This window comes from Caulobacter sp. GW821-FHT12D05, assembly GCF_058807295.1.
The window spans coordinates 757,387-783,590 of record NZ_JBXAQO010000001.1; the positions used below are offsets into that span (position 1 = coordinate 757,387).

The window sequence follows — 26,204 nt, forward strand, 5'->3', positions numbered from 1 at the left end:
CCTAGGCGTTCGAGACCACCTCCTCCCGAGGTGCCAACTGGGGCGGCGTCGGTCCCCGACGCCGCTCATCTTCTTCGGAGTAATCCATGCGTTTGAAGGCCCTGGCACTGGCCGCCGCCCTGGCGCTGACGCCGCTGGCTGTCCAGGCCCAGGCGGTTGATGTCACGCCGCCGAAGTTCCGGGCCATCAAGATCGTGCTGGTCGGGGACTCCACCAGCGCCGTGCAAGGTGGCTGGGGCCCCAGCTTCTGCGGCTGGCATGTCACGTCCTTCGCCGCCTGCATCAACCTGGCGCGCGGCGGCCGTTCCAGCGGCAATTACCGCGCCGAGGGCTCGTGGGCGCTGGCCATGGACGAGATCAAGTCGGGCGGCTTCACCGACACCTATGTGCTGATCCAGTTCGGCCACAACGACCAGCCGGGCAAGCCGGGCCGCTCGACGGACCTGGCGACCGAGTTCCCGGTCAACATGAAGCGCTACGTGGATGAGGTGCGGGCGGCGGGCGGCAAGCCGATCCTGGTCACGCCGCTGACCCGTCGCTCGTTCAAGGACGGCAAGCTGCTGGATGACCTGGGTCCCTGGGCCGACGCGGTCCGCAAGGTCGCGGCCGAAACGGGCACGCCGGTGGTGGATCTGCACGCCCGTAGCCAGGCCGCTGTCCAGGCCATGGGACCGGTCGAGGCCATGAAGTTCGCCCAGCGTCCGCCCTCAACCGAGGTGCTTGAGGCGGCGACCAAGACCGGCACGACCATCGCCGCCAGCACAGGCGTTCCGGTCGCTCCGGGCGCGCCGTCCGTTGCCCAGAACAACGCCACGGTCGAGCCAATGGGCCAAGCCAAGCTGTCGTTCGACTACACCCACCTGGGCGTCGTGGGCGCTGACTATTTCTCGGCTATCGTCACCGACGAGCTGTCGAAATCCGTGCCGGCCCTGCGCCGCTACCTGATCCAGTAGGCCTTCGATGACCCTGACCCGCCGCTCTACGCTCGCCGTCCTGGGCGCCGCCTCGGCCCTGACCGCCGCGCCGGCGCGGGCCCAGGCCAAGGCGGGACCGCTGCGCCTGTGGTACCGCCAGCCCGCCAAGGAATGGGTCGAGGCCCTGCCGGTCGGTTCGGGCAAGCTGGGGGCGATGATCTTCGGCGGCGTGGCGGCCGAGCGGTTGCAGTTGAACGAAGACACCCTGTGGGCCGGCGGTCCGTATGAGCCGATCAATCCGGAGGCCAACAGCGCGTTGCCGGAGATCCGCAAGCTCATCAACGCCGGCGAATACGCCAAGGCCACCGAACTGGCCGACGCCAAGTTCATGGGCCTGCCCAAGCGCCAGATGTCGTACCAGACGATCGGCGACCTGAAGCTGGACTTCCCAGGGCTGGGCGAGGCTGGGAGCGACTATGTCCGCGACCTGGATATCGATGGCGCGATCGCTACGACCAGCTTCACGGTCGGCGGCGTGCGCTATGTCCGCGAGGTGATCGGCAGCGCGCCGGATGGCGTGATCGCTGTGCGCCTGACGGCCAGCAAGAAGGGCGCGATCAGCGTCGACCTGTCCTTCGCCAGCCCGCTTAAGTCCAAGCCGGTCTCGTCGGTCGAGGGCGCACAGCTGGTCCTGGCCGGGATCAACGAACCCTCGCAGGGCATCGACGCCAAGCTGAAGTTCGAGTGCCGCGTCGATGTCCGCGTCAAGGGCGGCAAGGTCAGCGGGCAGGGCGGTGTGCTGTCGGTCAAGGGCGCCGACGAGGTGCTGCTGCTGATCGCGGCCGCTACCAGCTATCGCCGCTATGACGACGTGTCGGGCGATCCGGCGGCGCTGAACAAGGCGACGCTCTCCAAGCTGGCGACCAAGCCGTGGGCCAAGATGCTGGCCGAGCACCAGGCCGATCACCGGGGCCTGTTCCGCCGCGTTGGCGTCGACTTCGGCCGCACCCGCGCCGACCTGCTGCCGACCGATGAGCGCATCAAGCAGTCGCCGACCACCGACGATCCGTCGCTGGCGGCGCTGTACTACCAGTACGGCCGCTACCTGCTGATCGCCTGCTCGCGCCCGGGCAGCCAGCCGGCCAACCTTCAGGGCATCTGGAACGACAAGACGTTCGCGCCCTGGGGCGGCAAATATACGATCAACATCAACACCGAGATGAACTACTGGCCGGCCGAGCCGACCAGCCTGCCGGAGCTGGTCGAGCCGCTGATCGCGCTGGTGAAGGACATCTCGGAGACCGGCGCCCGGATGGCCAAGGCCATGTACGGCGCACGCGGCTGGGTCACCCACCACAACACCGACCTCTGGCGCGCCACCGCGCCGATCGACGGCGCCAAGTTCGGCGTCTGGCCGACCGGCGGCGCCTGGCTGTGCAAGCACGTCTACGACCACTACGACTACAATCGCGACAAGGCTTATCTCGAGCGGGTCTATCCGCTGATGAAGGGCTCGGCGCGGTTCTTCCTCGACACCCTGGTGGTCGATCCCAAGTTCGGGGTTCTGGTCACCAACCCGTCGATCTCGCCGGAGAACAACCACGGCCATGGCTCGTCGATCGTGGCCGGCCCGACCATGGACCAGGCCATCGTCCGCGACCTGTTCGACAACTGCCTGAAGGCCGAAGCCATCCTGGGCGCGGACGAGGCCTTCGTCGCCGAGCTGAAGGCGGCGCGTGACAAGCTGGCCCCGTATAAGATCGGCAAGGACGGCCAGCTGCAGGAGTGGCAGGAGGACTGGGACGCCGACGCCAGCGACATCCACCACCGCCACGTCTCGCACCTGTACGGCCTGTTCCCGTCGGACCAGATCTCGGTCGACACCACGCCGAAGCTGGCAGCGGCGGCCAAGACGACCCTGGTGACACGTGGAGACCTCTCGACCGGCTGGGCCATCGCCTGGCGCCTGAACCTGTGGTCGCGGCTGGGCGAGGGCGACCATGCCCACAGCATCCTGAAGCTGCTGCTGGGTCCCGAGCGGACCTATCCGAACATGTTCGACGCCCACCCGCCGTTCCAGATCGACGGCAATTTCGGCGGGACTTCGGGCATGACCGAGATGGTCCTGCAAAGCCGCAACGACTGCATCTACCTGCTGCCGGCCCTGCCGTCGGCCTGGCCGACCGGCCATATGACGGGCCTGCGGGCGCGCGGCGCGGTCGGCGTCGATGTCCGCTGGGCTGGCGGCAAGCTCTCCGAGGCGGTGCTGACGGCCAAGGCCGATGGCGAGCATGCCGTGGTCCATTCCGGCTCGACCCTGAAGGTCGCGCTCAAAAAGGGCCAGAGCGCTCGCCTCGTGGTGCGCAACGGCGCCCTGGTGCGCGCATGATCGGCAAGCGTCTGTTCCTGGGCCTGCTGCTGGCCACAGCCCTCAGCAACGGCGCCTTCGCCGAGACCCTGCGGGTCGGCCCCAAGGCCACCTATAAGACCCTGACCGCCGCCGTGGACGCTCTGCCGGCCGATGGCGGTACGATCGAGCTTCAGCCCGGCGAGTACCGGGAGAAGGTGACGATCGCCAAGCCGAACGTCCGCCTGGTCGGCAAGGGCGCCAAGCCGCAGGACGTGGTCATCGTCTGGAGCGACGGCGCCCGCACCGCTGGCGGCACCTTCAAGTCGTTCACGATGAACGTCACGGGCGACGGCTTCCGAGCCAAGAACCTGACGATCCAGAACGACTACCACCTGAAGGACCCGCAGCCCTCTCAGGCCGTGGCCCTGGCCATCACCGCCGACCGCGCCGTGCTGGAGAAGGTGCGTCTGCTCGGCGCCCAGGACACGCTGTACGCCGCGTCCAAGAAGGACAAGCCCAGCCGGCAGTACTTCAAGGACTGCTATGTCGAGGGCCATGTCGACTTCATCTTCGGCGACGCCAAGGCGTTCTTCGACCGCTGCCACATCCACGGCATCGCCCACCAGAGCGTGATGATCACGGCGCAGAGCAAGGTCAGGCCCGACCAGGACAGCGCCTATGTCTTCGACCGCACCCTGATCACCGCCGACAAGGACGCCACGGGCATCTTCTTCGGTCGCGCCTGGCGGCCGCTGGCCACGGTGATCTTCATGCGCTCGCGCATCGAGGCCCCGCTGGATCCCGCCGGCTGGCGCGAGTGGACGCCGGGCAAGACCGACACGCTGAACACGGCCTATTTCGCCGAGTACGCCTCGACCGGCCCGGGGGCCAGCCCCAAGACCCGCGAGCCGCGCACCCATCAGCTGACCGACGCCCAGGCCAAGGCCTGGGATCGTCGTAAATTCCTGGCCGGCTCTGACGGCTGGAACCCCTAAGCACGAGTATCCCATGCGTCTCGACCGCCGCAGCTTCCTGACCACCAGCCTGGGCGTCGCCGCCGCTACGGGCTTGACTCCAACGACTGGCTTCGCCGCTGAACCGACCCTGGCCATCCCCGACGATGGCTGGCGGCTCTGGATCGACCAGGGCGCGGCCTGGAAGGACGACGTCATCCACCTGCCGGGGACGTTCGAGCTAGCCAAGCTGCCGGTGAACCCGCCGACCGGCGGCTGGGGCGCCCTGGCTTCGGGCGAGGCGATCAGCGTCACCCTGCCGACCACGGTCGAGCAGCATTTCTGGGGCGCGTTCGGCACGCGGCCCTATGGCGCCGACGAATATCGCTACGCCGAGGACGACGACGTTCCGAAGTACGGCGCCTATAAGGGTGTGTCGTGGTGGAGCCGGACCATCGATATCCCGGCCTCGGCCAAGGGCCAGCGGGTGTTCCTGAACATCCGCGGCGCGCGCATGCGGACCGAGGTGTTCCTGAACGAGCAGCTGGTCGGCTATTCGATCATGTCGGAGCTGCCGATCCACTGCGATCTCAGCGACGCCATGAAGCCCGGCGAGGCCAACCGCCTGTCGATCCGCATCACCAATCCGGGCGGCCGTTTCGACTGGCGCGACTCCACGACCATGATGTGGGGCAAGCTGAAGTTCTTCGCCTCGCACGGCTTTGGCGGCATCGATCGCGGCCTGACCCTGAGCGTCCACCCGCGCGCGGCGCGGATCGACGACGCCTGGGTGCTGAACACGCCGAACGCCCGTCAGGTCACCGGCTTCATGGAGGTCGTGCTCGACAAGCCGCTGCCCAAGGCCGGCCTGGACAAGCTGAAGACCAAGGCCGCCGTCGAGCTTACCGACGATAGGGGCGCGCCGGTCGCGGCCGCCGTCACGGTCGAGGCTGTCGAGGCGCTCGACGAGCACCGCCTGCGGGTCCGCTTCACGGTCTCTGCGCCCAGCGCCCAGATCTGGGATCTGAAGGCCCCCGTCCTGCACCGCCTGCGCTTCCGCTGGACCGAGGCCAAGAGCGCGGTCGACACGCGCGAAGTGCGGTTCGGCTTCCGCTGGTTCGGCGTCGACGGCGTCGGGACCGACGCGCTGCTGCGCCTGAACGGCCGCCGCGTGCGGCTCTATTCGGCGATCTCGTGGGGCTATTGGGGCTTCAACGGTCTGTGGCCGACGCCCGAGCTGGCCAAGCGCGAGGTCACCTCGGCCCATGCCCTGGGCCTGAACGCGCTGCACTTCCACCGCAATGTCGGCAAGCCCGAGGTGTTCGACGCGATGGACGAGATGGGCCTGCTGCGGGTCATGGAGCCCGGCGGCGGCCGCCACGCCATCGGCCGCGACCTGAAGCCTGGCGAGAAGCTGTCGGAGGCCGACACCTTCAGCCGCGACTTCCTGCTCGAGAAGTGCAAGGCCATGGTCCGCGCGTTCCGCTCGCGGCCGTCGCTGGTGCAGTACACCCTGCAGAACGAGATCGGCGCGAACCTGGCCAATCCCGACGTGCAGATCGTGCTGAAGGCCATGCACGACCTGGATCCCAGCCGGGCGGTCGTGCTGAACGACGGCTTCGTCAAGCGCGGCGCGGCCCAGGCGATGTACCTGCCGTACAACGACCACTACTACCGCTCGGACGTCGAGGAGTGGGGCGGCTGGTGGGTCGAGCACCAGGGCGCCGGCGACCAGTGGTATGACCGCTTCTACAAGTCCAAGAACGACTACATCCACATGCAGAAGGGCAAGCCCTTCATCGTCGAGTTCGGCGAGATGCAGGGCTGCGCCACGGCCGACAACCACGAGGCCATGGTCGTCGAGATCCTGGCCAAGGGCGGCAAGAGCTACGACCTGCAGGATCACAAGGACATCGTCGCGGCGACCAACAGCTATATCGAGCGCTGGGGCTTCAAGTCGGCGTTCCCGACGTCCGAGAAGCTGTGGCTGTCGGTGGGCCGCAAGGTCTACGAGTCCTGGCGCAACTACCTTGAGAACATCCGCCTGGGCGAGACGGTCGACGTTGCGGCGATCTCGGGCTGGGAGACCACCTCGATCGAGAACCACTCGGGCATCGTCGACGCCTTGCGCGGCTTCAAGGCCGATCCGACGCTGATGAGCCAGGCCCTGCGGCCGGTCATGGCGATCGCCAAGCCCCGCGCCCTGGCCTACGCGGCCGGCGAGACCGCCGAGCTGGACATCTGGTTCTTCAACGACAGCGGCCAGGCCGCGACCGGTGAGGTCGTGCTGAGCCTGGCAGGCGAAGGCGGCGCGGTCCAGGAGCTGGGTCGCTGGCCGGTCCCGGCCCAGACGCCGGACCAGTTGAGCTACCTGCTGGCCGAGAGCTTCCATACGCCGGCCCTGACCCGCGCCGGGATGAACACCCTGCGCGTGGCGTTCGGCGACGTGGTCTCTGATCGTGAGATCTGGGTGACGGCCGCCGCGGTCAAGCCCGCCAAGCCGATCAAGCTGGGCGTCTCGGGCATCGCCAAGAGCCTGCGTGAGCAGCTCACGGCCTTGCCGAACGTCGCGGTCGAGGACTTCAAGCCGGGCGTGCGTTACGCCGGCATCGTCGCCTCGGGTCTGAAGACCGACGAGATCATCCGCCGCCAGGTGGGCGAGCAGACCGGCCTCGAGGCTCAGCCCAAGAAGGGCGAGAAGCCGGTCGTGGTCCTGGGCGAACTGCCGCCCGAGGTGCTGGCCGCCGCCAAGGCTGGCACGCCGCTGTTGGCCATGGTCCAGGAAGACGGCCTGGCCGACGGCGTCGCCAAGCAGCTGCAGAGCCTGGGCCTGTTCAGCTATGCCGGTCAGGTCGGCGGGCTGCGCGCGCCGTGGATGGGCAACTGGAACTTCGTTCGCGCGCACGCGACCTTCGCCGGCATCCCGTCAGACATGGCCATGAGCGTGCTGCATCAGGTCGAGGGCCAACCGTCGAACGGCCTCGTCATCGATGGCGACGGTATCGAGGTGATCGCCGCCTATAGCCGCGACCATGATCGCAAGAACGGCGCGGCCAGCTTCACCGTCCGCAAGGACAAGGCCCGCGTGCTGGTCCATCGCCTGCCGGACATGGTCAAGCCGCTGCAACAGCGGTGGCTGGCCAATGCGGTCAACTGGCTGGCGACCGGCGCTTAAGAACAAGTATAGAGGGAGGGGTTTCGATGTTCACCCGACGCGATACGCTGCTGGCCGCCGCCCTGGCGGCGACGCCCGGCCTGGTCATGGCCGCGCCCCGCAAGGCGCCGTTCGAACGCCTGGGCTGGGCGGGCAAGACGCCCGGCGGCGACGGCGGCAAGGTCATCCGGGTCAAGACGCTGGCCGGCGGCGGTCCGGGCTCGCTGCGGGAGGCCATCGCCGCCAAGGGGCCGCGCACGATCGTCTTCGATGTCGGCGGGGTGATCGACCTGGCGCGTCACAGCATCAAGGTCACCGAGCCCTTCCTGACCATCGCCGGCGAGACCGCGCCGTCGCCGGGCATCACCCTGATCAAGGGCAGCCTGGCCATCGAGAGCCACGACGTCATCGTCCGCCACATCCGCGTGCGGGCCGGTCGCGACGGCGAGGCCAGCAAGAGCGGCTGGGAAGTCGACGGCATCACCTGCTGGAAGGCCTATGACGTCATCGTCGACCATTGCTCGACCAGTTGGGCCACCGACGAGAACCTGTCGGCCTCGGGCCCGCGCTTCACCGGCGGCGAGGACCCGGCCAAGTGGCGTGACGGCACCTCGCACCGCATCACCTTCAGCAACAACATCGTCGCCGAGGGCCTGTCGAACGCCAGCCACGTCAAGGGCGAGCACTCCAAGGGCAGCCTGATCCACGACAACGCCTATGACGTGCTGATCGCCCGCAACCTCTATGCCCACAACCGCGAGCGCAACCAGCTGTTCAAGGGTGGGGTCGAGGCCGTGACGGTCAACAACTTCATCTACGACCCGGGCACCCGCTGCATGCACTACGCCCTGAACGCCAGTGAGTGGGTCGGCCATCAATGGCGCGTCGGCCAGCTGGCGATCGCCGGCAATGTCGTGAAGGGCGGCGCCTCGACCCGGCCGGATCTGCCGTTCCTGATCGTCGAGGGGCAGGGGGACCTGGAACTCTACGCCTTCGACAACCCGGCCCACTATGCCGACGGCACCGAGATGCCGCCGGTACGGATCCTCAACACCGACCCGTTCCCCAAGATCAAGCACCTGACCAAGCCGCCGTTCTGGCCGGAGGGGCTGAAGCTGCTGCCCTCCAGCCAGGTCGAGGCGTACGTGCTGGCCAATGCCGGCGCGCGGCCCTGGGACCGCGACGCCGTCGATCGCCGGATCATCCGCGAGGTGAAGGCCGGGACGGGCAAGGTGATCGACGACGAGCAGGAGGTCGGCGGCTATCCCAAGGCCTAGGCCGGGACCTTGTCGAGGAAACCCGTCACCACGCTGAGACGACCGTTCTGGACGACGCCAAAGTCGGTGCCCTCGACCAGGCTCTGGCCGTCCGGGCCCAGGGTCCACGAGAAACGGACCTTGTCGCCGTAGCCGTCCGGCGTACCTGCCAGGGCGAAGCGGAAGCCGGGGAACTGCTGGTGGACGCCGGCGATCAGGGCGTCGATCTGGGCGCGGCCTTGGCCGGCCATCATCGGATCGACGTAGCGGGCGTCTTCGGTCCAGAGAGCGGCGATCAGGTCGGCGCGGCGTTCGGCGTCGGTCTCGTTCCAGCTGTCGACATAAAGTTGGGCGATCTGGGCGGCGTCGGTCATGGCGGGTCTCCGTCTTGCAAAGCGCCTGGCGTCTCCAGGCCCGCTCTTGATGCCCTCGCCAGAGAGGCTGCGCGATTACGCGGGAGGTAAAGGCGACGCCGCGACGTCTCGCCCGGATGGCGCGCGGGCGCGGTTCCGGCTAAGACGCGCGCCATGCTGCGTATTTCGGAATTGAAGCTGCCGCTCGGCCACGCGCCGGAGGCCATGGCGCCGGCCATTGTCGAGCGTCTCGGGATCGCGTCCGAGGACCTGATCAGCCACGTCGTCGCCCGCCGGGCCCACGACGCGCGCCGCAAAGCGGCGATCCTGATGATCTATTCGGTCGATGTGGAACTGCGCGACGAGGCGGCCGTGCTGGAGCGCTTCAAGGGCGACCATCACGTCCGTGTCAGGCCCGACACCGACTACAAGTTCGTGGTCAAGGCGCCGGCGGGTTTCGACGGCCCGCGCCCGGTCGTCATTGGCGCCGGCCCTTGCGGCCTGTTCGCCGGCCTGATCCTGGCCCAAATGGGCCTCAAGCCGATCATCGTCGACCGCGGCAAGGTCGTGCGCGAGCGGACCAAGGACACCTGGGGCCTGTGGCGCAAGAGCGAGCTGAACCCGGAGTCCAACGTCCAGTTCGGCGAGGGCGGGGCGGGGACCTTCTCGGACGGCAAGCTCTACAGCCAGATCAAGGATCCGCGCTTCCTGGGCCGCAAGGTGCTGGAGGAGTTCGTCGCGGCCGGCGCGCCCGAAGAGATCCTGACCGAGGCCCATCCGCACATCGGCACCTTCCGCCTGGTGCACATGGTCGAGCAGATGCGCGCGCTGATCGAGAGCCTGGGCGGCGAATATCGCTGGCAGCACCGGGTCGAGGACTTCGACATCGAGGTCGCTGAGGACGGTTCGCGCCGGCTGAAGGGTCTGCACATCACCGGGCAGGATTACCTGCCGACCTCGCATGTGGTCATGGCCTTGGGCCACAGCGCCCGCGACACCTTCGAAGTCCTGTACGAGCGCGGCGTCCACATCGAGGCCAAGCCGTTCTCGATCGGCGTGCGCATCGAGCACCCGCAGTCGTGGATGGACAAGGCGCGCTTCGGAACCTGCGCCGGCCATCCCGACCTGGGCGCGGCCGACTACAGCCTGTCGCACCACTGCGCCAACGGCCGCACGGTCTATAGCTTCTGCATGTGCCCGGGCGGCACGGTGGTGGCGGCGACGTCCGAGCCGGGCCGCGTCGTCACCAACGGCATGAGCCAGTATTCGCGCAACGAGCGGAACGCCAACTCCGGCTTCGTGGTGGGCATCGATCCCGAGCGCGACTATCCGGGCCATCCGCTGGCCGGCATCGAGTTCCAGCGCAAGTGGGAGAGCCTGGCCTATGTGGCGGGCGGCTCGACCTACCAGGCGCCGGGCCAGAAGGTCGGCGACTTCATGGCCGGCAAGCCCTCGACCGAGCTGGGCGAGGTTCAGCCGTCCTACAAGCCGGGCGTGACCCTGACGGACCTGTCGGCCTGCCTGCCGGACTTCGTGATCGAGGCCATGCGTGAGGCGCTGCCGGTCTTCGGCCGCCAGATCGCCGGCTATGACCATCCCGACGTCCTGCTGACCGGCGTCGAGACCCGGACCTCGTCGCCGATCCGGATCACGCGCGGCAAGGACTTCCAGAGCCTCAACACCGCCGGCCTGTTCCCGGCCGGCGAGGGCGCGGGCTATGCCGGCGGTATCCTTTCGGCGGCGGTGGACGGCATCAAGGTCGCTGAGGCCGTGGCGCAAGCCTACATCGCCGAGGGCCTGCTGACAGGATCGGGCGCCGAAGCCTGATCTAAGCAGGGCCATGAACACGGTCCTCGAACTCCGCCAGTACAAGATCGTCCCCGGCCGCCGCGACGACATGATCGACGTGTTCGAGCGCTGGTTCTTCGAGAGCCAGGAAGAACTGGGTATGCGCCTGGTTGGCCAGTTCCGTGACCAGGACGATCCGAACCGCTTCACCTGGATCCGCAGCTTCGCGGACATGGAAGCGCGTGAGCGCGGGCTGAACGCCTTCTATTTCGGCCCGGTCTGGCAGGCGCATCGCGACGAGGCCAATCCGCTGCTGCTGGACAACGACAACGTCCTGCTGCTCAAACCCCTGACGCCGGAGCTGGCTTTCGCCGACATGGAGCGTCGGGAGACGCCGGAGCCGGGGGGCTTAGTCGTGGCGACCATCTTCTATCTCTGGAAGGATTCGGCCGAGGGCTTTGGCCAGCTGTTCGCCGAGCGCGCGGCGATGGCGGGTGCGTCGACGCTGGGCGTCTATGTGCCCGAGACAAGCGAAAACACCTTCCCGCGCTTGCCGGTGCGGCAGCACGAGAAGGTGCTCGTGTGGTTCTCGAGGGCCGAGGACCGGGCCTGGCTGGAGGCCGATCCCGACATCGCGGACGCCCTGGAGCGCCCGGCCCAGGTTCTGCGCCTGGACCCGACGCCCCGGTCGCGCCTGCGTTAGGCGACTTCCGTCACCTGTTCCAGCGTCGGGTAGTCCGTGTAGCCTTCAGCGCCGGGGGCGTAGAAGGTGGCCGGGACCGGCGCGTTCAGCGGGGCGTTCTTCTGCAGGCGCTCCACCAGGTCCGGGTTGGCGATATAGGCCTTGCCGAACATGACGGCGTCGGCCTTGCCGGCGTCGATCGCGGCATTGGCCGTCGCGAGGTCGAACTTCTCGTTGGCGAAATAGACGCCCCCGAAGGCGGCCTTCAGCGCCGGGCCCAGGCTGTCGGCGGCTTCATGCTCGCGGGTCGAGATGAAGGCGATCTTGCGCTCGCCCAGGGCCTTGGCGACATAGCCGAAGGTGGCCGGCAGGTCGCTGTCGCTGATGCCGTGGCTGTCAGCGCGCGGCGCCAGGTGCACGCCGACGCGGCCGGCGCCGAACACCGAGACCACGGCGTCGGTGACTTCCAGCAGCAGGCGGGCGCGGTTCTCGATCGGACCGCCGTACTGGTCGGTGCGCTGGTTGGAGCCGTCCTGCAGGAATTGGTCGAGCAGGTAGCCATTGGCGCCATGGATCTGCACGCCGTCGAAGCCGGCGTCCTTGGCGTTCTGGGCGCCTTGGCGGAAGGCCTCGACCACGCCGGCGACTTCCTCGGTGGTGAGGGCGCGCGGGGTCGGGTAGGGGCGCTCGGGACGCAGCAGGCTGACATGGCCGCTGGCCGCGATGGCGCTGGGGCCGACCGGCAGTTCACCGTTCAGGTGCTCAGGGTCCGAAATCCGGCCGACGTGCCAGATCTGCATGAAGATGCGGCCGCCCTTGTCGTGCACGGCCTTGGTCACTTGCTTCCAGGCCTGGACCTGGTCCTGGGACCAGATGCCCGGGACGCCGGCATAACCGACGCCTTGCGGCGTGACCGGCACGCCTTCGGTGATCAGCAGGCCCGCCGAGGCGCGCTGGCCGTAATATTCGGCCATCAGGGCGTTGGGGGTGTGGGTCGAACCGGCCCGCAGGCGGGTCAGCGGCGCCATGACGACGCGGTTGGGAAGGGTCAGGTCGCCGACGCGCAGCGGGTCGAACAGGTTAGTCATCGCAGTATCCGTGAAAACGGGCGCCAACCCTCCGTCGGCGTCTGCGCAGCTATTTGGGGGCGGCGCGGCCTATCGCAACCGAAACAGGTTCTATTTCGTCTGAAAGCGACCCCGCCAAAAACTGAAAAACTTAATCTGAAAATCTAAACCGGCTTCAGCTCTTGCAGCATGGTCGGGATCAGCTCGGAGACGGTCGGGTGGATGTGCACCGCCCGCGAGATCACCGTGTAGGGCGCCTTGGCGTACATCAGGTCGATCATGCCGTGGATGGCTTCGTCGCCGTTCAGGCCCAGGATCGCGGCGCCCAGGATCTCCTTGGTCTCGGCGTCGACCACCACTTTCATGAAGCCTTGGGTTTCGCCTTTTTCGACGGCGCGGCCGACGCGGGTCATCGGTCGCTGGCCGATCAGCAGTTTGCGGCCGCTCGCCTTGGCCTCGGCCTCGGTTATGCCCACGCGGCCCAGCGGCGGATCGACGAACAGGCCGTAGCAGCTGATGCGGTCGCTGACCTTGCGAGGATCATTGTCCAAGAGGTTGGCGGCGATGATCTCGAAGTCGTTATAGGCCGTGTGGGTGAAGGCGCCCTTGCCGTTGCAGTCGCCCATGGCCCAGACGCCGGGGACATTGGTGCGCAGCTGGTCATCGACGACGACGTAGCCGCGCTTGTCGATCTCGATCCCGGCCTTGTCCAAGCCCAGGTCGTCGGTATTGGGCTTGCGGCCCACGGCCAGCAGCACGTGGGTGCCGGTGACCTGCGGCGCGCCGGCCTCGCAGGTGACGTGGACGCAGACGCCGTCCTCGTGTGGGGCGAAGCTGATGCATTCCGAGTTAAGGCGGAAGGTGACGCCCTCGGCCTCCAGGATCTCGCGGATCGTGTCGGAGACTTCCGGATCCTCGCGGCCAATCAGGCGCGGGCCCATCTCGACCACCGTCACCTGGCTGCCGAAGCGGCGGAACATCTGGGCGAACTCCAGCCCGATATAGCTGCCGCCGACGATCACCAGGTGCTCGGGCAGCGTCTCCAGCTGCATCATGCCGACATTGGTCAGATAGGTGATGTCGTCCACACCCGGCATGTCCGGCACGTTGGCGCGGCCGCCGACGTTCAGGAAGATCTTCGGCGCGGTCAGCAAGTCGTCGCCGACGCGGACGGTGTCGGCGCTCTCGAAGCGGGCGTGGCCCTGGATCACAGTGATGCCGGGCATGCCGCGCAGCCATTTCTCGACATTGCCGCGGGCGTTCTTGACCACCGTCTGCTGGCGGTCCTTGACCCGCTTCATGTCGATACCGACCGGGCCGTTCAGCACGACTCCGTAGTCGTCCGCCCGGCGCGCCAGGTGGGCGGCGTAGGCGCTGGCGACCAGGGTCTTGGTCGGCATGCAGCCAGTGTTGACGCAGGTGCCGCCGAAGTCCTTGCGCTCGATCAGCGCCACCGTCTGGCCGGCGGCGGTCAGGCGGCCGGCCAGGGGCGGACCGGCCTGGCCCGCGCCGATGATGATGGCGTCGAACGCGCGCGGACTGCTCATCGGGCCAGGGCCACGATCAGCAGGCCGCCGACGACAGCGATGGCGTCCTCGATGAAGGCGGCCGGGGCGTCCTTGCCGAACTTGGCGGCCAGGCGACCGCGCACCTCGGCGCCGCCCAGGGTGCCGAGCACCGCGCCAACAGCGCCGATGACCGCGCCGCGCAGCCAGTGGCCGCTGGGCATCATCAGGGCCGCGCCGCTGAAGGCGCCGGTCAGGATGCGCGTGCCGAACTGGTGCGGGACCTTGCGGCTGGGAGTCTTGGGATTCTGGTCGGCGACCAGCTCCAGCACGGCCAGCACGGTGAACACGCCCACGGCGATCCAGCCGCCCAGCCAGGCCAGCGGAAAGCCCGCCAGGGCCAGCCAGCCGAGTTTGGCGCCCCAGGCGACGGCGGCCGGCGCGGTCATGGCGCGAAGGCCGGCGATCACGCCGATCAGAAGGGCGAACACATAGAGGGTCATCAAAGGCTCCGCTTGGTCTACGCGCCGATCTGGCGCGTTCGCGCAAGGCAACGCAAGGTCGATTGACGGTCTTGCACGTTCTCGTCGCATTGGTGCGACGCCCAAGGAATAATCGTCGGCGCCCGCTTTCTGAGCGGATGTCGATGCGGACGCCCCTGACGGGGGAAAGTTCCCCCGCGCGGCCCGGCGCCGCTTAGGACCAAGGCGATGCGGGTGCTTGTCATTGATCCAGATACCGCGCGCGCCGCCCTGGTGGCCGAGGGGCTGGAGGGCGTGCAGCCGCTCGAGGTGCGCCGCTCGGCCGTCTATGACGAGGCTGAGGTCATGGCCTTCGCGCCGGACGTGGTGGTGATCGCCGCCGAGAGCCCCGATCGCGACACGCTCGACAGCCTCAAGGACTATGGCCACGGGCGGCCGGTAGTGATGTTCGTCGACCGTTCCGAGCCGGGACTGGCCGAGCAGGCTGTGCGCGCCGGCGTGGCGGCCTATGTCGTCGACGGCCTGGCGGCCAATCGCGTGCGCTCGATCCTGGACGTGGCCATGAGCCGCTTCGCCCTGACCCAGCAGCTGCGCGGCGACCTGGCCAAGGCCAAGGCCGACCTGGAATCCCGCAAGACCGTCGAGCGCGCCAAGGGCCTCTTGATGAAGGAGCGCGGCCTGGACGAGGACGGCGCCTACCGCCTGCTGCGCAAGCTGGCCATGGACCGGGGCAAGCCGATCGGCTCGGTCGCTGCCGACCTCCTGGCCTTCGCCGGGGTGCTGAAGGGCGACGCCTCGTGAGCGGGCTCTCCGAGCTGAAGCTGGGCTTCATCCCGCTGACCGACTGCGCGCCGCTGGTCGCCGCCCAGGCGCTGGGCTTCTTCGAGGAAGAGGGACTGGCCGTCGAGCTGGTCCGGGAGGCCTCGTGGGCGACGATCCGCGACAAGGTCGCCGTCGGCGCTTTGGACGGCGCTCACATGCTGGCCCCGATGGCCCTGGCGGCGGACGGCGAGGTGCTGGCCCCGCTGGCGCTGAACCAGAATGGTAGCGCGGTGACGGTCTCGACGGCGCTGGCCGCCACGGTCGGCGCCGCGGGCGAAGGTCTGGCCGAGGTGGTCGCCGCGCGGCGGGCCGGCGGGCAGGGGCTCCTAACCTTCGCCGTGGTCTTCCCGCAGTCGATGCACAACTACCTGCTGCGCGACTGGCTGGTTAAGGGCGGCGTCGATCCGGACCACGACGTCCGCATCGTGGTCATCCCGCCGCCACGCATGGTCGAGCAGATGCGGGCCGGCGCGGTGGACGGCTTCTGTGTCGGCGCCCCCTGGAACGCGGTGGCCGAGGCCGAGGGGTTGGGCCGCATCCTGGTCACGGCCTCGCAGCTGTGGGCCGGCGGGCCGGACAAGGTGCTGGGCGTGAGGTCAGAGCTGGCCCTGCATCGCCCGGACGAACTGCGCGCCGGCCTGCGGGCGGTGATCCGCGGCGCGGCCTGGGCCGATGATCCCGCCAACCGTGAGGACCTGATCGCCATCCTGGCCCACCCGGATCGCGTCGACGCGCCGCCGGCCGCCATCGTCCGCGCCCTGGAGCACGAGATCGTCTTCCACCGGGACGGCGCGGGCCTGCCGCGTCGCGAGCACGGCCTGTGGATGGCGTCGCGGATGGTCCGCCTGGGCCAGCTTGAGCCCGGCGCGGACCTCGAAGCGCTGGTCGACCGCGTCTACCAGCCCGAGCTCTATCGCGCCGTGGCGCTGACGCTGGACTTGGTTCCTGCCTGATCTGCACAAGTCTCGGGCGCCGCTGACGCCTGTTTGCTGAGCGATCGTGCGCCGCACACGTCATTGGCGCCGCAACGCGGCATTGCCGATGACATCCCGCGAATAACGGGTCTCACATAGGCTCAAGGCCAACGAACAACGGCGTTCGCGGCTGCCAGAGGACCGCTCGGATGCGGTCAGCCACCCGGAGCGATGACGCTCCGCTCTCGCAGACACGCAACCCGTCGAGGCCGACAATGATCTCCCGCGACTTCCTGAAGGCCGGCCATGCGCCGACCCTGTTCGCAGCGTTCCTGTACTTCGATCTCAGCTTCATGGTCTGGGTGATCCTGGGCCCGCTGGGCGTGGCCATCGCCAAGGACTTCCACCTGGATCCGGCCCAGAAGGGCCTGATGGTCGCCATCCCGGTCCTGGCCGGCGCGGTGCTGCGCCTGGTCAATGGCGTGCTGGTCGATCGCATCGGTCCCAAGAAGACAGGCATGATCGGCCAGATGATCGTGTTGACGGGTCTGGTCCTGGCCTGGGCGGTCGGCATCCATAACTACCATCAGGTGCTGGTGCTGGGCATCATCCTTGGTGTCGCCGGCGCCTCGTTCGCCGTCGCCCTGCCGCTGGCCTCGCACTGGTATCCGCAGGAGCATCAGGGCTTGGCCTTGGGCATCGCGGGCGCGGGCAACTCCGGCACGGCCCTGGCGGCCCTGTTCGCCCCGGCCCTGGCCAAGGCGTTCGGCTGGCAGACCGTGATCGGCCTGGCCGCCATCCCGCTGGCCGTCGCCTTCGTCGTCTACATGCTGCTGGCCAAGGACGCCCCCGAGCAGCCCGCGCCCAAGAAGCTGGCCGAGTATCTCGACGTCCTGAAGGTCCCGGACGCCTGGTGGCTGATGCTGCTGTACGGCGTGACCTTCGGCGGCTTCGTCGGCCTGGCCTCGTCGCTGACCATGTACTTCAACAGCGAGTACGGCCTGGATCCGGTCGTGGCTGGCTTCTTCACCGCCGCCTGCGTCTTCTCCGGCTCGTTCATCCGCCCGGTCGGTGGGGCCCTGGCCGACAAGTTCGGCGGCGTGCGCACCTTGAGCTTCGTCTACATCCTGGCCGCCCTGGGCCTGGCCACCGCCAGCTTCCAGCTGCCGACCGCCTGGTTCGCCCTGGCCGCCCTGATGTTCTCGATGCTGGCCCTGGGCGCGGGCAATGGCGCGGTGTTCCAGCTGGCCCCGCAGCGGTTCCGCCGCGAGATCGGCGTCATGACCGGCTTGATCGGCATGACTGGTGGCATCGGCGGCTTCTACCTGGCCTCGACCTTGGGCATGGCCAAGAAGATGACCGGTTCCTACCAGTCCGGCTTCCTGGGTTTCGCCCTGCTGGCCCTGTTCGCCTTCGGCGCCCTGTTCAGCCTCAAGGCCCGCTGGCGCGCCATCTGGCCGACCCTGCACGGCGACGCCGCCAGCGTCCGCGTCTGATCCTTCCTCAAAGAACGAGATAGCCATGACCAAGCAACGTCTGGTCGTCATCGGCAACGGCATGGCCGGCTGCCGGGCGGTCGAGGAAGTGCTCAAGCGCGACCCGAGCCGCTACGACGTCACCATCTTCGGCGCCGAGCCGCGGGTGAACTACAACCGCATCATGCTGTCGCCGGTGCTGGCGGGCGAGAAGAGCTTCGCCGACATCGTCATCAACGACGAGGCCTGGTACCGCGACAACGCCATCACCCTGCACGCCGGACGCGCCGTCACGGCGGTCGACCTGGAGGGCCGCAAGGTGGTCGCCGAGGGCGGTCTGGAGGTCGCTTACGACAAGCTGATCCTGGCCACCGGCTCGGATCCGTTCCGCCTGCCACTGCCGGGTTCGGACCTGAAGGGCGTGGTCACTTTCCGCGACCTGGACGACGTCGAGGCGATGGTCGAGGCCTCCGGCAAGCCTAGCGCCCGCGCCGTGGTTATCGGCGGTGGCCTGCTGGGCCTGGAAGCCGCCTACGGCCTGGCCCGTCGCGGCATGGGGGCCACGGTCGTCCACCTGATGGACGTGCTGATGGAGCGCCAGCTGGACGAAAGCGCCGGCTACCTGCTGCGCGAGGCCCTGGCCGAACGCGGCGTCGAGACGGTGCTGGGCGCGCACTCCGAAGAGATCGTCGGCCAGGACGGCAAGGTCGCCGGCCTGAAGCTGAAGGACGGCCGTGTCCTGCCGTGCGATCTGCTGGTCATGGCGGTCGGCATCCGGCCGAACTCGACTTTGGCCAAGGCTTCGGGCCTGCAGGTCAATCGCGGCATCGTCGTCGACGACGTCATGCGCACCTCGGACCCGGCCGTGTTCTCGGTCGGCGAATGCGTCGAGCACCGCGGCAACTGCTACGGCCTGGTCGCGCCCATCTGGGACATGTGCCGGGCGCTGGCCGAAGAGCTGACGGACGGCGAGGGCGGTTATCAGGGCTCGGTGCTATCGACCCGCCTGAAGGTCTCGGGCGTTGACGTCTTCTCGGCCGGCAAGTTCGCCGGCGGCGACGGCTGCGAGGACATCGTGTTCCGCGACGCCGCGCGCGGCGTCTACAAGCGCGTGGTCATCGAGGACGGCAAGGTCGCGGGCGCGGTGCTGTTCGGCGACGCGGCCGACGGTGGCTGGTACTTCGACCTGATGCGGGCGGGGACCGAGGTCGCCGACATCCGCGAGACCCTGATCTTCGGGCAAGCGATCACGGAGGGCCTGTCTGGCCTGGACCCTAGCGCGGCCGTTGCGGCCATGCCCGACACGCAGGAAATCTGCGGCTGCAACGGCGTTTGCAAGGGTGCGATCACCGGCGCCATCGCGGCCCAGGGCCTGACCACGCTGGACGACGTCCGCGCGGTGACCAAGGCCTCGGCCTCGTGCGGGTCGTGCACGCCGCTGGTGGAGCAGGTCATTCGCCTGACCCTGGGCGACGGCTTCAAGGCCCAGACCGGGCCGAAGCCGATGTGCAAGTGCACGCACCATCCGCACGGCGACGTGCGCAAAGCGATCGTCGAGCTGGAACTCAAGTCGATGCCGGCCCTGTTCCAGGCCATGGAATGGACCACGCCCGACGGCTGCGCCTCGTGCCGTCCGGCCCTGAACTACTACCTGCTGTGCGCCTGGCCGGGCGAGTACGCCGACGACAGCCAGTCGCGCTACATCAACGAGCGGGTCCACGCCAACATCCAGAAGGACGGGACCTATTCGGTGGTGCCGCGCATGTGGGGCGGCATGACGACGCCCGACGAGCTGCGGGCCATCGCCGACGTCGCTGACAAGTACGCCATCCCAGCCGTGAAGGTGACCGGCGGCCAGCGCATCGACCTGCTGGGCGTCAAGAAGGACGACCTGCCGGCGGTGTGGGCCGACCTCAACGCGGCTGGCATGGTCAGTGGCCACGCCTACGCGAAGGGCCTGCGCACGGTAAAGACCTGCGTCGGCAGCGACTGGTGCCGGTTCGGCACTCAGGACTCCACCGGCCTGGGGATCAAGCTTGAGAAGTTCATGTGGGGCTCGTGGGCCCCGGCCAAGGTCAAGCTGGCCGTGTCGGGCTGTCCCCGCAACTGCGCGGAATCGACCTGCAAGGACATCGGCGTGATCTGCGTCGACAGCGGCTACGAGATCCACGTCGGCGGCGCGGCCGGCCTGCACATCCAGGGCACGCAGTTGCTGACTCGCGTCCCGACCGAGGACGAGGCGATCCAGGTCATCTCGGCCGTCATGCAGATGTACCGCGAGGGCGGCTGGTACCTGGAGCGGATCTACAAGTGGATGGCCCGCATCGGGCTGGACACGATCCGCGCCCAGACCGTGGACGATCTCGACAACCGCGCGGCGCTGTTCGCCCGCTTCGTGGTCTCGCAGGAAACCGCCCAGATCGATCCGTGGGCCGCGCGCGCCTCGGGTCGCGTGGCGGCCGGCGAGTTCAAGCCCATGGCGACCCTTCCCCTGGAGATGGCGGCCGAATGACCCTGCAAGCTCACATCGATCCCGATTGGCGTGACGTCGGCGCCGTGACCGACATCCCCGAGCGCGGCGCGCGACGGGTGGCCACGGCCCAGGGCGACGTCGCCGTGTTCCGCACCGGCGACGGTCAGGTCTTCGCCCTGGTCGACCGCTGTCCGCACAAGCACGGCCCTCTGAGCCAAGGCATCGTCCACGGCCACGGCGTGACCTGTCCGCTGCACAGCTGGGTCATCGACCTGGCGACAGGTCACCCGACCGGGGCCGACGCCGGCAAGGGCTGCACGCCCGTGGTGCCGGTGCTGGTCAAGGACGGCCGTATCCTGCTGGCCCAACCGGCGATGGCTGACTGATGGCCGACGGCTCCGCCTCGCTCCCCACGATCAAGACCACCTGTGCCTATTGCGGCGTCGGTTGCGGCGTCGCGGGCATGGTGGGCGAGGGCCGTTCGGTGTCGATCGCCGGCGACGCGGTCCACCCGGCCAATCTCGGTCGCCTGTGCTCGAAGGGCTCGGCGCTGGGCGCGACGGTCGGACTGGAGGGGCGACTGCTGGAGCCGACGATCAACGGCAAGGTCGCGTCCTGGGCCGAGGCCACCGCCCTGGTGGCCAAGCGCTTCAAGGACACGATCGCCCGCCACGGCCGTGACAGCGTGGCCTTCTATGTCTCGGGCCAGTTGCTGACCGAGGACTACTACGTCGCCAACAAGCTGATGAAGGGCTTCATCGGCTCGGGCAATATCGACACCAACAGCCGCCTCTGCATGGCCTCGGCGGTCGCCGCTCACAAGCAGGCGTTCGGCGCCGATCTGGTGCCCGGCTGCTATGAAGACCTCGACCTCGCCGATCTGGTGGTGTTTAGCGGCCACAACGCCGCCTGGACCCATCCGGTGCTGTTCCGCCGCATGGAGGCGGCCAAGGCGCGGGGCCAGAAGCACGTGGTCATCGACCCGCGCCGCACCGACACCGCCGAGGGCGCCGACCTGCACTTGGCGATCGCGCCGCAGAGCGACGTGCGCCTGTGGAGCGGCCTGCTGGCCGACCTGATCCGGCGCGGCGCGATCGATCGCGAATACATCGCCCAGCATGTGAACAATTTCGACCAAGTGGTCGCCGCGCTTCTGGAAATGGACCAGTCGGTCAGCGCCGTCGCCGCCGACTGCGGCGTGCCGGTCGAGGCGGTGCAGGACTTCTACGATCTGTTCGCGCAGCACGAACGGACGGTCAGCCTGTTCTCGATGGGGGCCAACCAGTCGGCCCAGGGCGTGGCCAAGGGCCTGGCGATCATCAACGCCCACCTGGCCACCGGCCGGATCGGCAAGCCGGGCGCTTGCCCGTTTTCGATCACCGGCCAGCCCAACGCGATGGGCGGCCGCGAGACCGGCGGCATGGCCAACACCCTGGCCGGTCACATGGACTTCGCGCCGGAGGATCGCGACCGCGTCGCCCGCTTCTGGGGCGCGCCCGACACCGTCCGCGCGCCGGGCCTGAAGGCCATCGAGATGTTCGAGGCGGTCCGCGATGGCCGGATCAAGGCGATCTGGGTGATGGCCACCAACCCCGCCGTCAGCCTGCCCGACAGCGGCGCGATCCGCGACGCGCTGGCCAAGTGCCCGTTCGTGGTGGTCTCCGACTGCGTCGAGACCGACACCACGGCCTTCGCCAACGTCAAGCTGCCGGCCCTGGGCTGGGGCGAGAAGGACGGCACGGTCACCAATTCCGAGCGCCGCATCTCGCGCCAGCGGACCCTGTTCCCGGCGCCGGGCAATGCGCGGGCCGACTGGAAGATCATGGCCGATGTCGCCACAGCCATGGGCTTTGACGGCTTCGGCTGGGCCAGCAACGCCGGTGTGTTCCGCGAATGGGCGCGCCTGACGGCCTATGAGAACGAAGGTCGCCTGCTGAATATCTCCGGACTTTCGACTTTGACGCCAGAGGCTTATGGCGAACTCCTGCCGATCCAGTGGCCGGTGAAGGCCGACGGCAAAGGCACGCCCCGCCTGTTTGTTGACGGGCGTTTCCAGACCCCCGACGGCCGCGCCCGCATGGTCCCGACCCGGCCGCGCGGTCCGGCCGAGGCCGTCAGCGGCGCCTTCCCGATGTCGCTGAACACCGGCCGCATCCGCGACCAGTGGCACACCATGACCCGCACGGGCTTGGCCCCGGACCTGTGCCGCCACGCGCCGGAGCCCTATGTCGAGATCCATCCCGAGGACGCCCAGGCCCGGGGACTGAAGGACGGCGCCCTGGCGCGGGTGATCACCGGGCGTGGCGAGGCCGTCGCCGTGGCCAAGGTCACCGACCGCCAGCGGCGCGGCGGCCTGTTCATGCCGATGCACTGGACCGACGCCTTCGCCCCGTCGGGTCGCGCCAACGCCCTGGTCGCGCCGAACATCGACCCGACCTCGGGCCAACCCGAGTTCAAGCACACCCCCGCCCGGATCAGCGCCTATCGCGAGACCTGGACGGGCTTCTTTCTCACCCGGTCCAGCCTCGCGTCCCCCGGTGGGCTGGACCTCGTCTGGCGGCGTATCCCCCACGACGCCTGCCAGCAGCACGAGTTCGCCGGCCGGGGCGACGCCGCAGAGCGCGACGCTCTCCGCAAGGTCCTGTCCAAGGGCCTGGCCGGCGAACTCGTCACCTATGAGGACGCCGCGACCGGCGCCCGCCGTCAGGCCTGGATCGACGATGGCCGCCTGGTCGCCGTCCTGTTCATGACCACCTCCGGCCGCCTGCCGGCGCGCGACTGGCTGGCTGAACTGTTCGCGCAGGATGACCTGACCGCCGAGGCCCGTTCGACCCTGCTGTTCGGCCGTCCGCCCGGCGCGGCGGCCGACAAGGGCCCGATGGTCTGCGCCTGCCTGAAGGTCGGGGCCAAGGCGGTCGACGCCGCCATCGCCGCCGGCGCCAGAACGCCGGACGCCGTCGGCAAGGCGACGGGCGCGGGGACCAATTGCGGGTCCTGCCGTCCGGAAATCGCTCGCATGATCAAAACCCTGGCCACGACTTCTAAGGAACCCGCCCATGTCGGTTGAGAACACGCTCGGCAAGGTCCTGCTGGTCGGCGCGGGGCCGGGTCCCGTGGACCTGATGACCGTCCGCGCCGTCCGTGCGGTCGAGAGCGCCGGCGCGCTGCTCTACGACGCCCTGTGCTCGGAAGAGGCCATCGCCCTGGCGCCGCCCGGCTGTGTACGCATCCAGACCGGCAAACGGGCCGGCAAGCCCAGCATGAAGCAGGACGAGATCAACCGCTTGATGCTGCGTCTGGCGCGTAAGGGGCTGAAGGTTGTTCGGCTAAAAGGCGGAGATCCCTCGATTTTTGGTCGTGTCGGTGAGGAGGCGGCCTTCCTAAACGGCTTTGGCGTCGAGACCGAGGTCGTGCCCGGCGTCACCGCCGCCTGCGCCGCCGCCGCCCAGTTCGGTTTCCCGCTGACCCACCGTGGCGAAGCGCGCCGCGTGGTCTTCACCACCGCGCGGCTGGAGGCCGGCAAGCTGTCGGGCGACTGGAGCGCGGCGGCCGATCCCGAGGCGACCCTGGCGGTCTATATGGGCGGCGACGTGGCCGGGGACCTGGCGCAGCGGATGATCCAGGCGGGCCGTCCGGCCGACACCCCCGCCGTCGCCGTCGAGAAGGCCGGTGGCGCCGACGCGCGGCTCTACACTGGCACGTTGGCGACCCTGGCTGAACGGATCGCCGAGGCCGGCGACGGGCCGCTGCTGATCGTGGTCGGCGAGGTCGCGGCGCAGGCCCATGCCGTTGCCGAGATCGTCGAGCAATCGCGTCTCACGGCCTGATACTGACAGTAGGGTGGCAGCAGGCCCTCGCTAGAACGGCGTTCAACAAACGACGCCAATCGAGAGGGACGACCCATGCTGAAAACCTACACCGGCGGCTGCCACTGCGGCGCGGTCCGTTACGAGGCTAAGATCGACCTGGCGGCCGGCACGGGCCGCTGCAACTGCTCGATCTGCGCCAAGACCCGCTCGTGGGGCGTGTTGATGAAGCCGAACGCCTTCCGCCTGCTGGCGGGCGAAGACAAGCTGGGCGCCTATCAGTTCGGCACGATGAGCGGGGACCACCGCTTCTGCATGACCTGCGGCGTGCGGGTGTATGGCGAGGCCAATGTCGAGCAACTGGGCGGCGAGGTCGTCTCGGTCCAGGTGGCGACGCTGGACGCCGAGCCCGAGGAACTGGCCGCCGCGCCCATCAACTACGGCAATGGTCGCGACAATCTCTGGTGGGAGCAGCCCAGCGCGGCGGAAATGCGCTACCTCTAGGGCCATCATGACCAGCCTTCGCTACCGCGCCCGGATCGACATCAACGGCATCAACCCGTTCGTGCCGGTCGATCCTGAGCAGGCCCGGAGCCTGCGCGAAGGCTGGCGCAAGCCGATGCCGGTGCTCGTCCAGATCAATGGCGCACCGGACGAGCCGTGGCGGATCAACATGATGCCGCGCGGCGATGGCGGGTTCTTCCTCTATCTGCACGGCATCGTCCGCGAGGCCGCCGCCGGGGTCGAGGTGGGCGACGAGGTCGAGGTGTCGGTGGCCTTCGACGAAGCCTATCGCGGCGGCCCGGCCCATCCGATGCCGGAGGCCTTCGAGCAGGGCCTGGCGCGCGACCCGGCGAGCGCCGAGGCCTGGGCGGCGCTGCCGCCCAGCCTGCAGAAGGAGATCCTGCGCCGCTTCGACAGCGTGAAGTCCGACGCCGCCAGGACCCGCAACATCCAGGACGCTTTGACCGCATTGGGCGGCGCCGAGGTTCGCTTCATGGCCCGCGCCTGGAAGGACGGCGCTGTCGTCTAGACCAGCTTCTCTAAGCCGCGCTCCAGGTCGGCCTTCAGGTCGTCGACGTTTTCCAGACCGATGTGGAAGCGCAGCAGCGGACCTTCCAGGTTCACCGGCACGCTACGGTTTTTGAGCTGCGGATCGCAATGGATGGCCAGGCTCTCATAGCCGCCCCACGAGAAGCCCAGGCCAAACAGCTTCAGCTCGTCCAGGAAGGCGTGGACGGCGCGCTGGCTGGCGGGCTTGAGCACCACGCCGAACAGCCCGCAGGCGCCGGTGAAGTCGCGCTTCCAGACGGCGTGGCCGGGATCGCCGGGCAGGGCGGGATGCAACACCCTCGACACCTCGGGCCGGCCCTGCAGCCAGCGGGCGATGTCGAGGCCGCTTTCCTGGTGGCGCGGCAGGCGCGTAGCCAGGGTCCGCAGGCCGCGCAGCATGGTGTAGGCGTCGTCGGGCGATACCGACCAGCCGATGTCCCACATGGCGTTGCCCAGCTCGTTGCCGATATCGACGTCCATGGTCGTGGCCGAGCCCATGAAGCAGTCCGAGTGGCCGCCGACATACTTCGTCAGGGCCTGGACGCTGATCGTCACGCCATGCGCCAGCGGCTTGAAGTAGAAGCCCGCCGCCCAGGTGTTGTCGATCAGGGTGATGATCCCCCGGTCGTTGGCCGCCTTGGCGATGGTCGGGATGTCCTGCATCTCGAAGGTCAGGGAGCCGGGCGCTTCCAGCAGGATCATCCGGGTCTTTGGCGTGACCAGCGCCATCAGGCCGTCGGCGTCCAGCGCCGGGTCGTGGTAGGTGGTCGCGACGCCAAAGCGGGTCAGGACGCGGTCGCAGAATCGGCGCGTGGGCTTGTAGGCGCTGTCGACCACCAGGATCTCGTCGCCGGCCTTCAGCACGGCCAGCATGGCCCCGGTGATCGCCGCCAGCCCCGACGGGTACAGCGTCACGTCGGGTGAGCCCTCCAGCTCGGCCAGGGCGCGTTGCAGAGCGGCGGGCGAGGACAGGCCGGTGATGCCGTAGGTGATCTGGTCGTCGTCATACAGCGACGCGGCATTGGGCAGCAGCACCGTCGAACCGCGCTGGATCGGCGGATTGACCACACGCGCCAGACTGGTGGGCTCGGAGCCTGTACGGATCAGACGGGTTTCTTCATCCATGGCGGGACTCTTCGGCGACGCGGCGTAATCGT

General features: G+C 68.7%; 21 protein-coding genes. 16 read left to right on the forward strand and 5 right to left on the reverse strand.

Going from position 1 to position 26,204, the window contains the following annotated elements; translation table 11 throughout:
• Positions 1-86: 86 nt before the first annotated feature.
• From AC1RRR_RS03195 to AC1RRR_RS03215, 5 genes are read left to right on the forward strand one after another with little or no spacing between them, the layout of a single operon-like run.
• Positions 87-953, forward strand: a complete 867-nt coding sequence (locus AC1RRR_RS03195) for a rhamnogalacturonan acetylesterase (protein WP_492810507.1) — start codon at positions 87-89, stop codon at positions 951-953.
• Between the two features lie 7 nt (positions 954-960).
• Complete coding sequence (locus AC1RRR_RS03200; protein WP_492810508.1) at positions 961-3,303, forward strand: glycoside hydrolase family 95 protein; 2,343 nt, start codon at positions 961-963, stop codon at positions 3,301-3,303.
• The gene (locus AC1RRR_RS03205) at positions 3,300-4,259 is read left to right on the forward strand and encodes a pectinesterase family protein (RefSeq protein WP_492810510.1); all 960 of its coding nucleotides are present in this window, start codon (positions 3,300-3,302) and stop codon (positions 4,257-4,259) included. The genes AC1RRR_RS03200 and AC1RRR_RS03205 overlap by 4 nt, the downstream gene beginning before the upstream one ends.
• A gap of 13 nt (positions 4,260-4,272) precedes the next feature.
• Positions 4,273-7,392 carry a sugar-binding domain-containing protein gene (locus AC1RRR_RS03210; RefSeq protein WP_492810512.1) on the forward strand — a complete coding sequence of 1,040 codons (3,120 nt, stop codon included), beginning with the start codon at positions 4,273-4,275 and terminating at the stop codon, positions 7,390-7,392.
• Positions 7,393-7,418: 26 nt separating this feature from the next.
• Positions 7,419-8,648, forward strand: coding sequence for a pectate lyase family protein (locus AC1RRR_RS03215; protein ID WP_492810514.1), 1,230 nt, complete (start codon positions 7,419-7,421; stop codon positions 8,646-8,648).
• Here AC1RRR_RS03215 and AC1RRR_RS03220 read toward each other — a convergent pair.
• On the reverse strand, positions 8,645-9,001 hold the full coding sequence (locus AC1RRR_RS03220) for a nuclear transport factor 2 family protein (protein WP_492810516.1): 357 nt from the start codon (positions 8,999-9,001) through the stop codon (positions 8,645-8,647). The genes AC1RRR_RS03215 and AC1RRR_RS03220 overlap by 4 nt on opposite strands.
• A 153-nt stretch (positions 9,002-9,154) precedes the next feature.
• Here AC1RRR_RS03220 and AC1RRR_RS03225 point away from each other — a divergent pair, with 153 nt between their 5' ends.
• Together AC1RRR_RS03225 and AC1RRR_RS03230 are read left to right on the forward strand one after the other, a co-directional pair.
• Positions 9,155-10,807, forward strand: a complete 1,653-nt coding sequence (locus tag AC1RRR_RS03225) for an NAD(P)/FAD-dependent oxidoreductase (RefSeq protein ID WP_492810518.1) — start codon at positions 9,155-9,157, stop codon at positions 10,805-10,807.
• Positions 10,808-10,820: 13 nt separating this feature from the next.
• Positions 10,821-11,471 (forward strand): NIPSNAP family protein, encoded by a 651-nt coding sequence (locus AC1RRR_RS03230; RefSeq protein WP_492810520.1) that lies wholly within the window; start codon positions 10,821-10,823, stop codon positions 11,469-11,471.
• On the opposite strand, the gene AC1RRR_RS03235 is transcribed toward AC1RRR_RS03230, so the two are convergent.
• The 3 genes from AC1RRR_RS03235 to AC1RRR_RS03245 form a co-directional block, all read right to left on the reverse strand.
• Entirely contained in the window at positions 11,468-12,538 is a 1,071-nt protein-coding gene (locus AC1RRR_RS03235) for an alkene reductase (RefSeq protein WP_492810522.1), read from the reverse strand. The genes AC1RRR_RS03230 and AC1RRR_RS03235 overlap by 4 nt on opposite strands.
• 143 nt (positions 12,539-12,681) lie before the next feature.
• A complete protein-coding gene (locus tag AC1RRR_RS03240) occupies positions 12,682-14,064 on the reverse strand; it encodes an FAD-containing oxidoreductase (RefSeq protein ID WP_492810524.1) in 1,383 nt (460 codons plus the stop codon).
• Positions 14,061-14,525, reverse strand: coding sequence for a DUF4126 family protein (locus tag AC1RRR_RS03245; protein ID WP_492810526.1), 465 nt, complete (start codon positions 14,523-14,525; stop codon positions 14,061-14,063). The genes AC1RRR_RS03240 and AC1RRR_RS03245 overlap by 4 nt, the downstream gene beginning before the upstream one ends.
• Positions 14,526-14,732: 207 nt before the next feature.
• Between AC1RRR_RS03245 and AC1RRR_RS03250 the strand changes: the two genes are divergently transcribed.
• The 9 genes from AC1RRR_RS03250 to AC1RRR_RS03290 all read left to right on the forward strand — a co-directional run bounded on the left by AC1RRR_RS03250 (position 14,733) and on the right by AC1RRR_RS03290 (position 25,027).
• A complete protein-coding gene (locus AC1RRR_RS03250; protein WP_492810528.1) occupies positions 14,733-15,305 on the forward strand; it encodes an ANTAR domain-containing response regulator in 573 nt (190 codons plus the stop codon).
• The gene (locus AC1RRR_RS03255; RefSeq protein ID WP_492810530.1) at positions 15,302-16,279 is read left to right on the forward strand and encodes a CmpA/NrtA family ABC transporter substrate-binding protein; all 978 of its coding nucleotides are present in this window, start codon (positions 15,302-15,304) and stop codon (positions 16,277-16,279) included. The genes AC1RRR_RS03250 and AC1RRR_RS03255 overlap by 4 nt, the downstream gene beginning before the upstream one ends.
• Before the next feature lie 236 nt (positions 16,280-16,515).
• The gene (locus tag AC1RRR_RS03260; RefSeq protein WP_492810532.1) at positions 16,516-17,736 is read left to right on the forward strand and encodes a nitrate/nitrite transporter; all 1,221 of its coding nucleotides are present in this window, start codon (positions 16,516-16,518) and stop codon (positions 17,734-17,736) included.
• Positions 17,737-17,761: 25 nt separating this feature from the next.
• Complete coding sequence (gene nirB, locus AC1RRR_RS03265; RefSeq protein WP_492810533.1) at positions 17,762-20,227, forward strand: nitrite reductase large subunit NirB; 2,466 nt, start codon at positions 17,762-17,764, stop codon at positions 20,225-20,227.
• The gene (gene nirD / locus AC1RRR_RS03270) at positions 20,224-20,574 is read left to right on the forward strand and encodes a nitrite reductase small subunit NirD (RefSeq protein WP_454715989.1); all 351 of its coding nucleotides are present in this window, start codon (positions 20,224-20,226) and stop codon (positions 20,572-20,574) included. The genes nirB and nirD overlap by 4 nt, the downstream gene beginning before the upstream one ends.
• Entirely contained in the window at positions 20,574-23,255 is a 2,682-nt protein-coding gene (locus AC1RRR_RS03275) for a nitrate reductase (protein WP_492810535.1), read from the forward strand. Before nirD ends, AC1RRR_RS03275 begins: the two co-directional genes overlap by 1 nt.
• Positions 23,245-24,015, forward strand: coding sequence for a uroporphyrinogen-III C-methyltransferase (cobA, locus tag AC1RRR_RS03280; protein ID WP_492810536.1), 771 nt, complete (start codon positions 23,245-23,247; stop codon positions 24,013-24,015). Before AC1RRR_RS03275 ends, cobA begins: the two co-directional genes overlap by 11 nt.
• A gap of 75 nt (positions 24,016-24,090) precedes the next feature.
• Entirely contained in the window at positions 24,091-24,498 is a 408-nt protein-coding gene (locus AC1RRR_RS03285; RefSeq protein ID WP_492810537.1) for a GFA family protein, read from the forward strand.
• A gap of 7 nt (positions 24,499-24,505) precedes the next feature.
• Positions 24,506-25,027: a YdeI/OmpD-associated family protein gene (locus tag AC1RRR_RS03290; RefSeq protein WP_492810539.1), complete on the forward strand. Its 522-nt coding sequence runs from the start codon at positions 24,506-24,508 to the stop codon at positions 25,025-25,027.
• On the opposite strand, the gene metC is transcribed toward AC1RRR_RS03290, so the two are convergent.
• Positions 25,024-26,172, reverse strand: a complete 1,149-nt coding sequence (metC, locus tag AC1RRR_RS03295; RefSeq protein ID WP_492810541.1) for a cystathionine beta-lyase — start codon at positions 26,170-26,172, stop codon at positions 25,024-25,026. The two genes, AC1RRR_RS03290 and metC, sit on opposite strands and share 4 nt — an antisense overlap.
• Between the last annotated feature and the right edge of the window lie 32 nt (positions 26,173-26,204).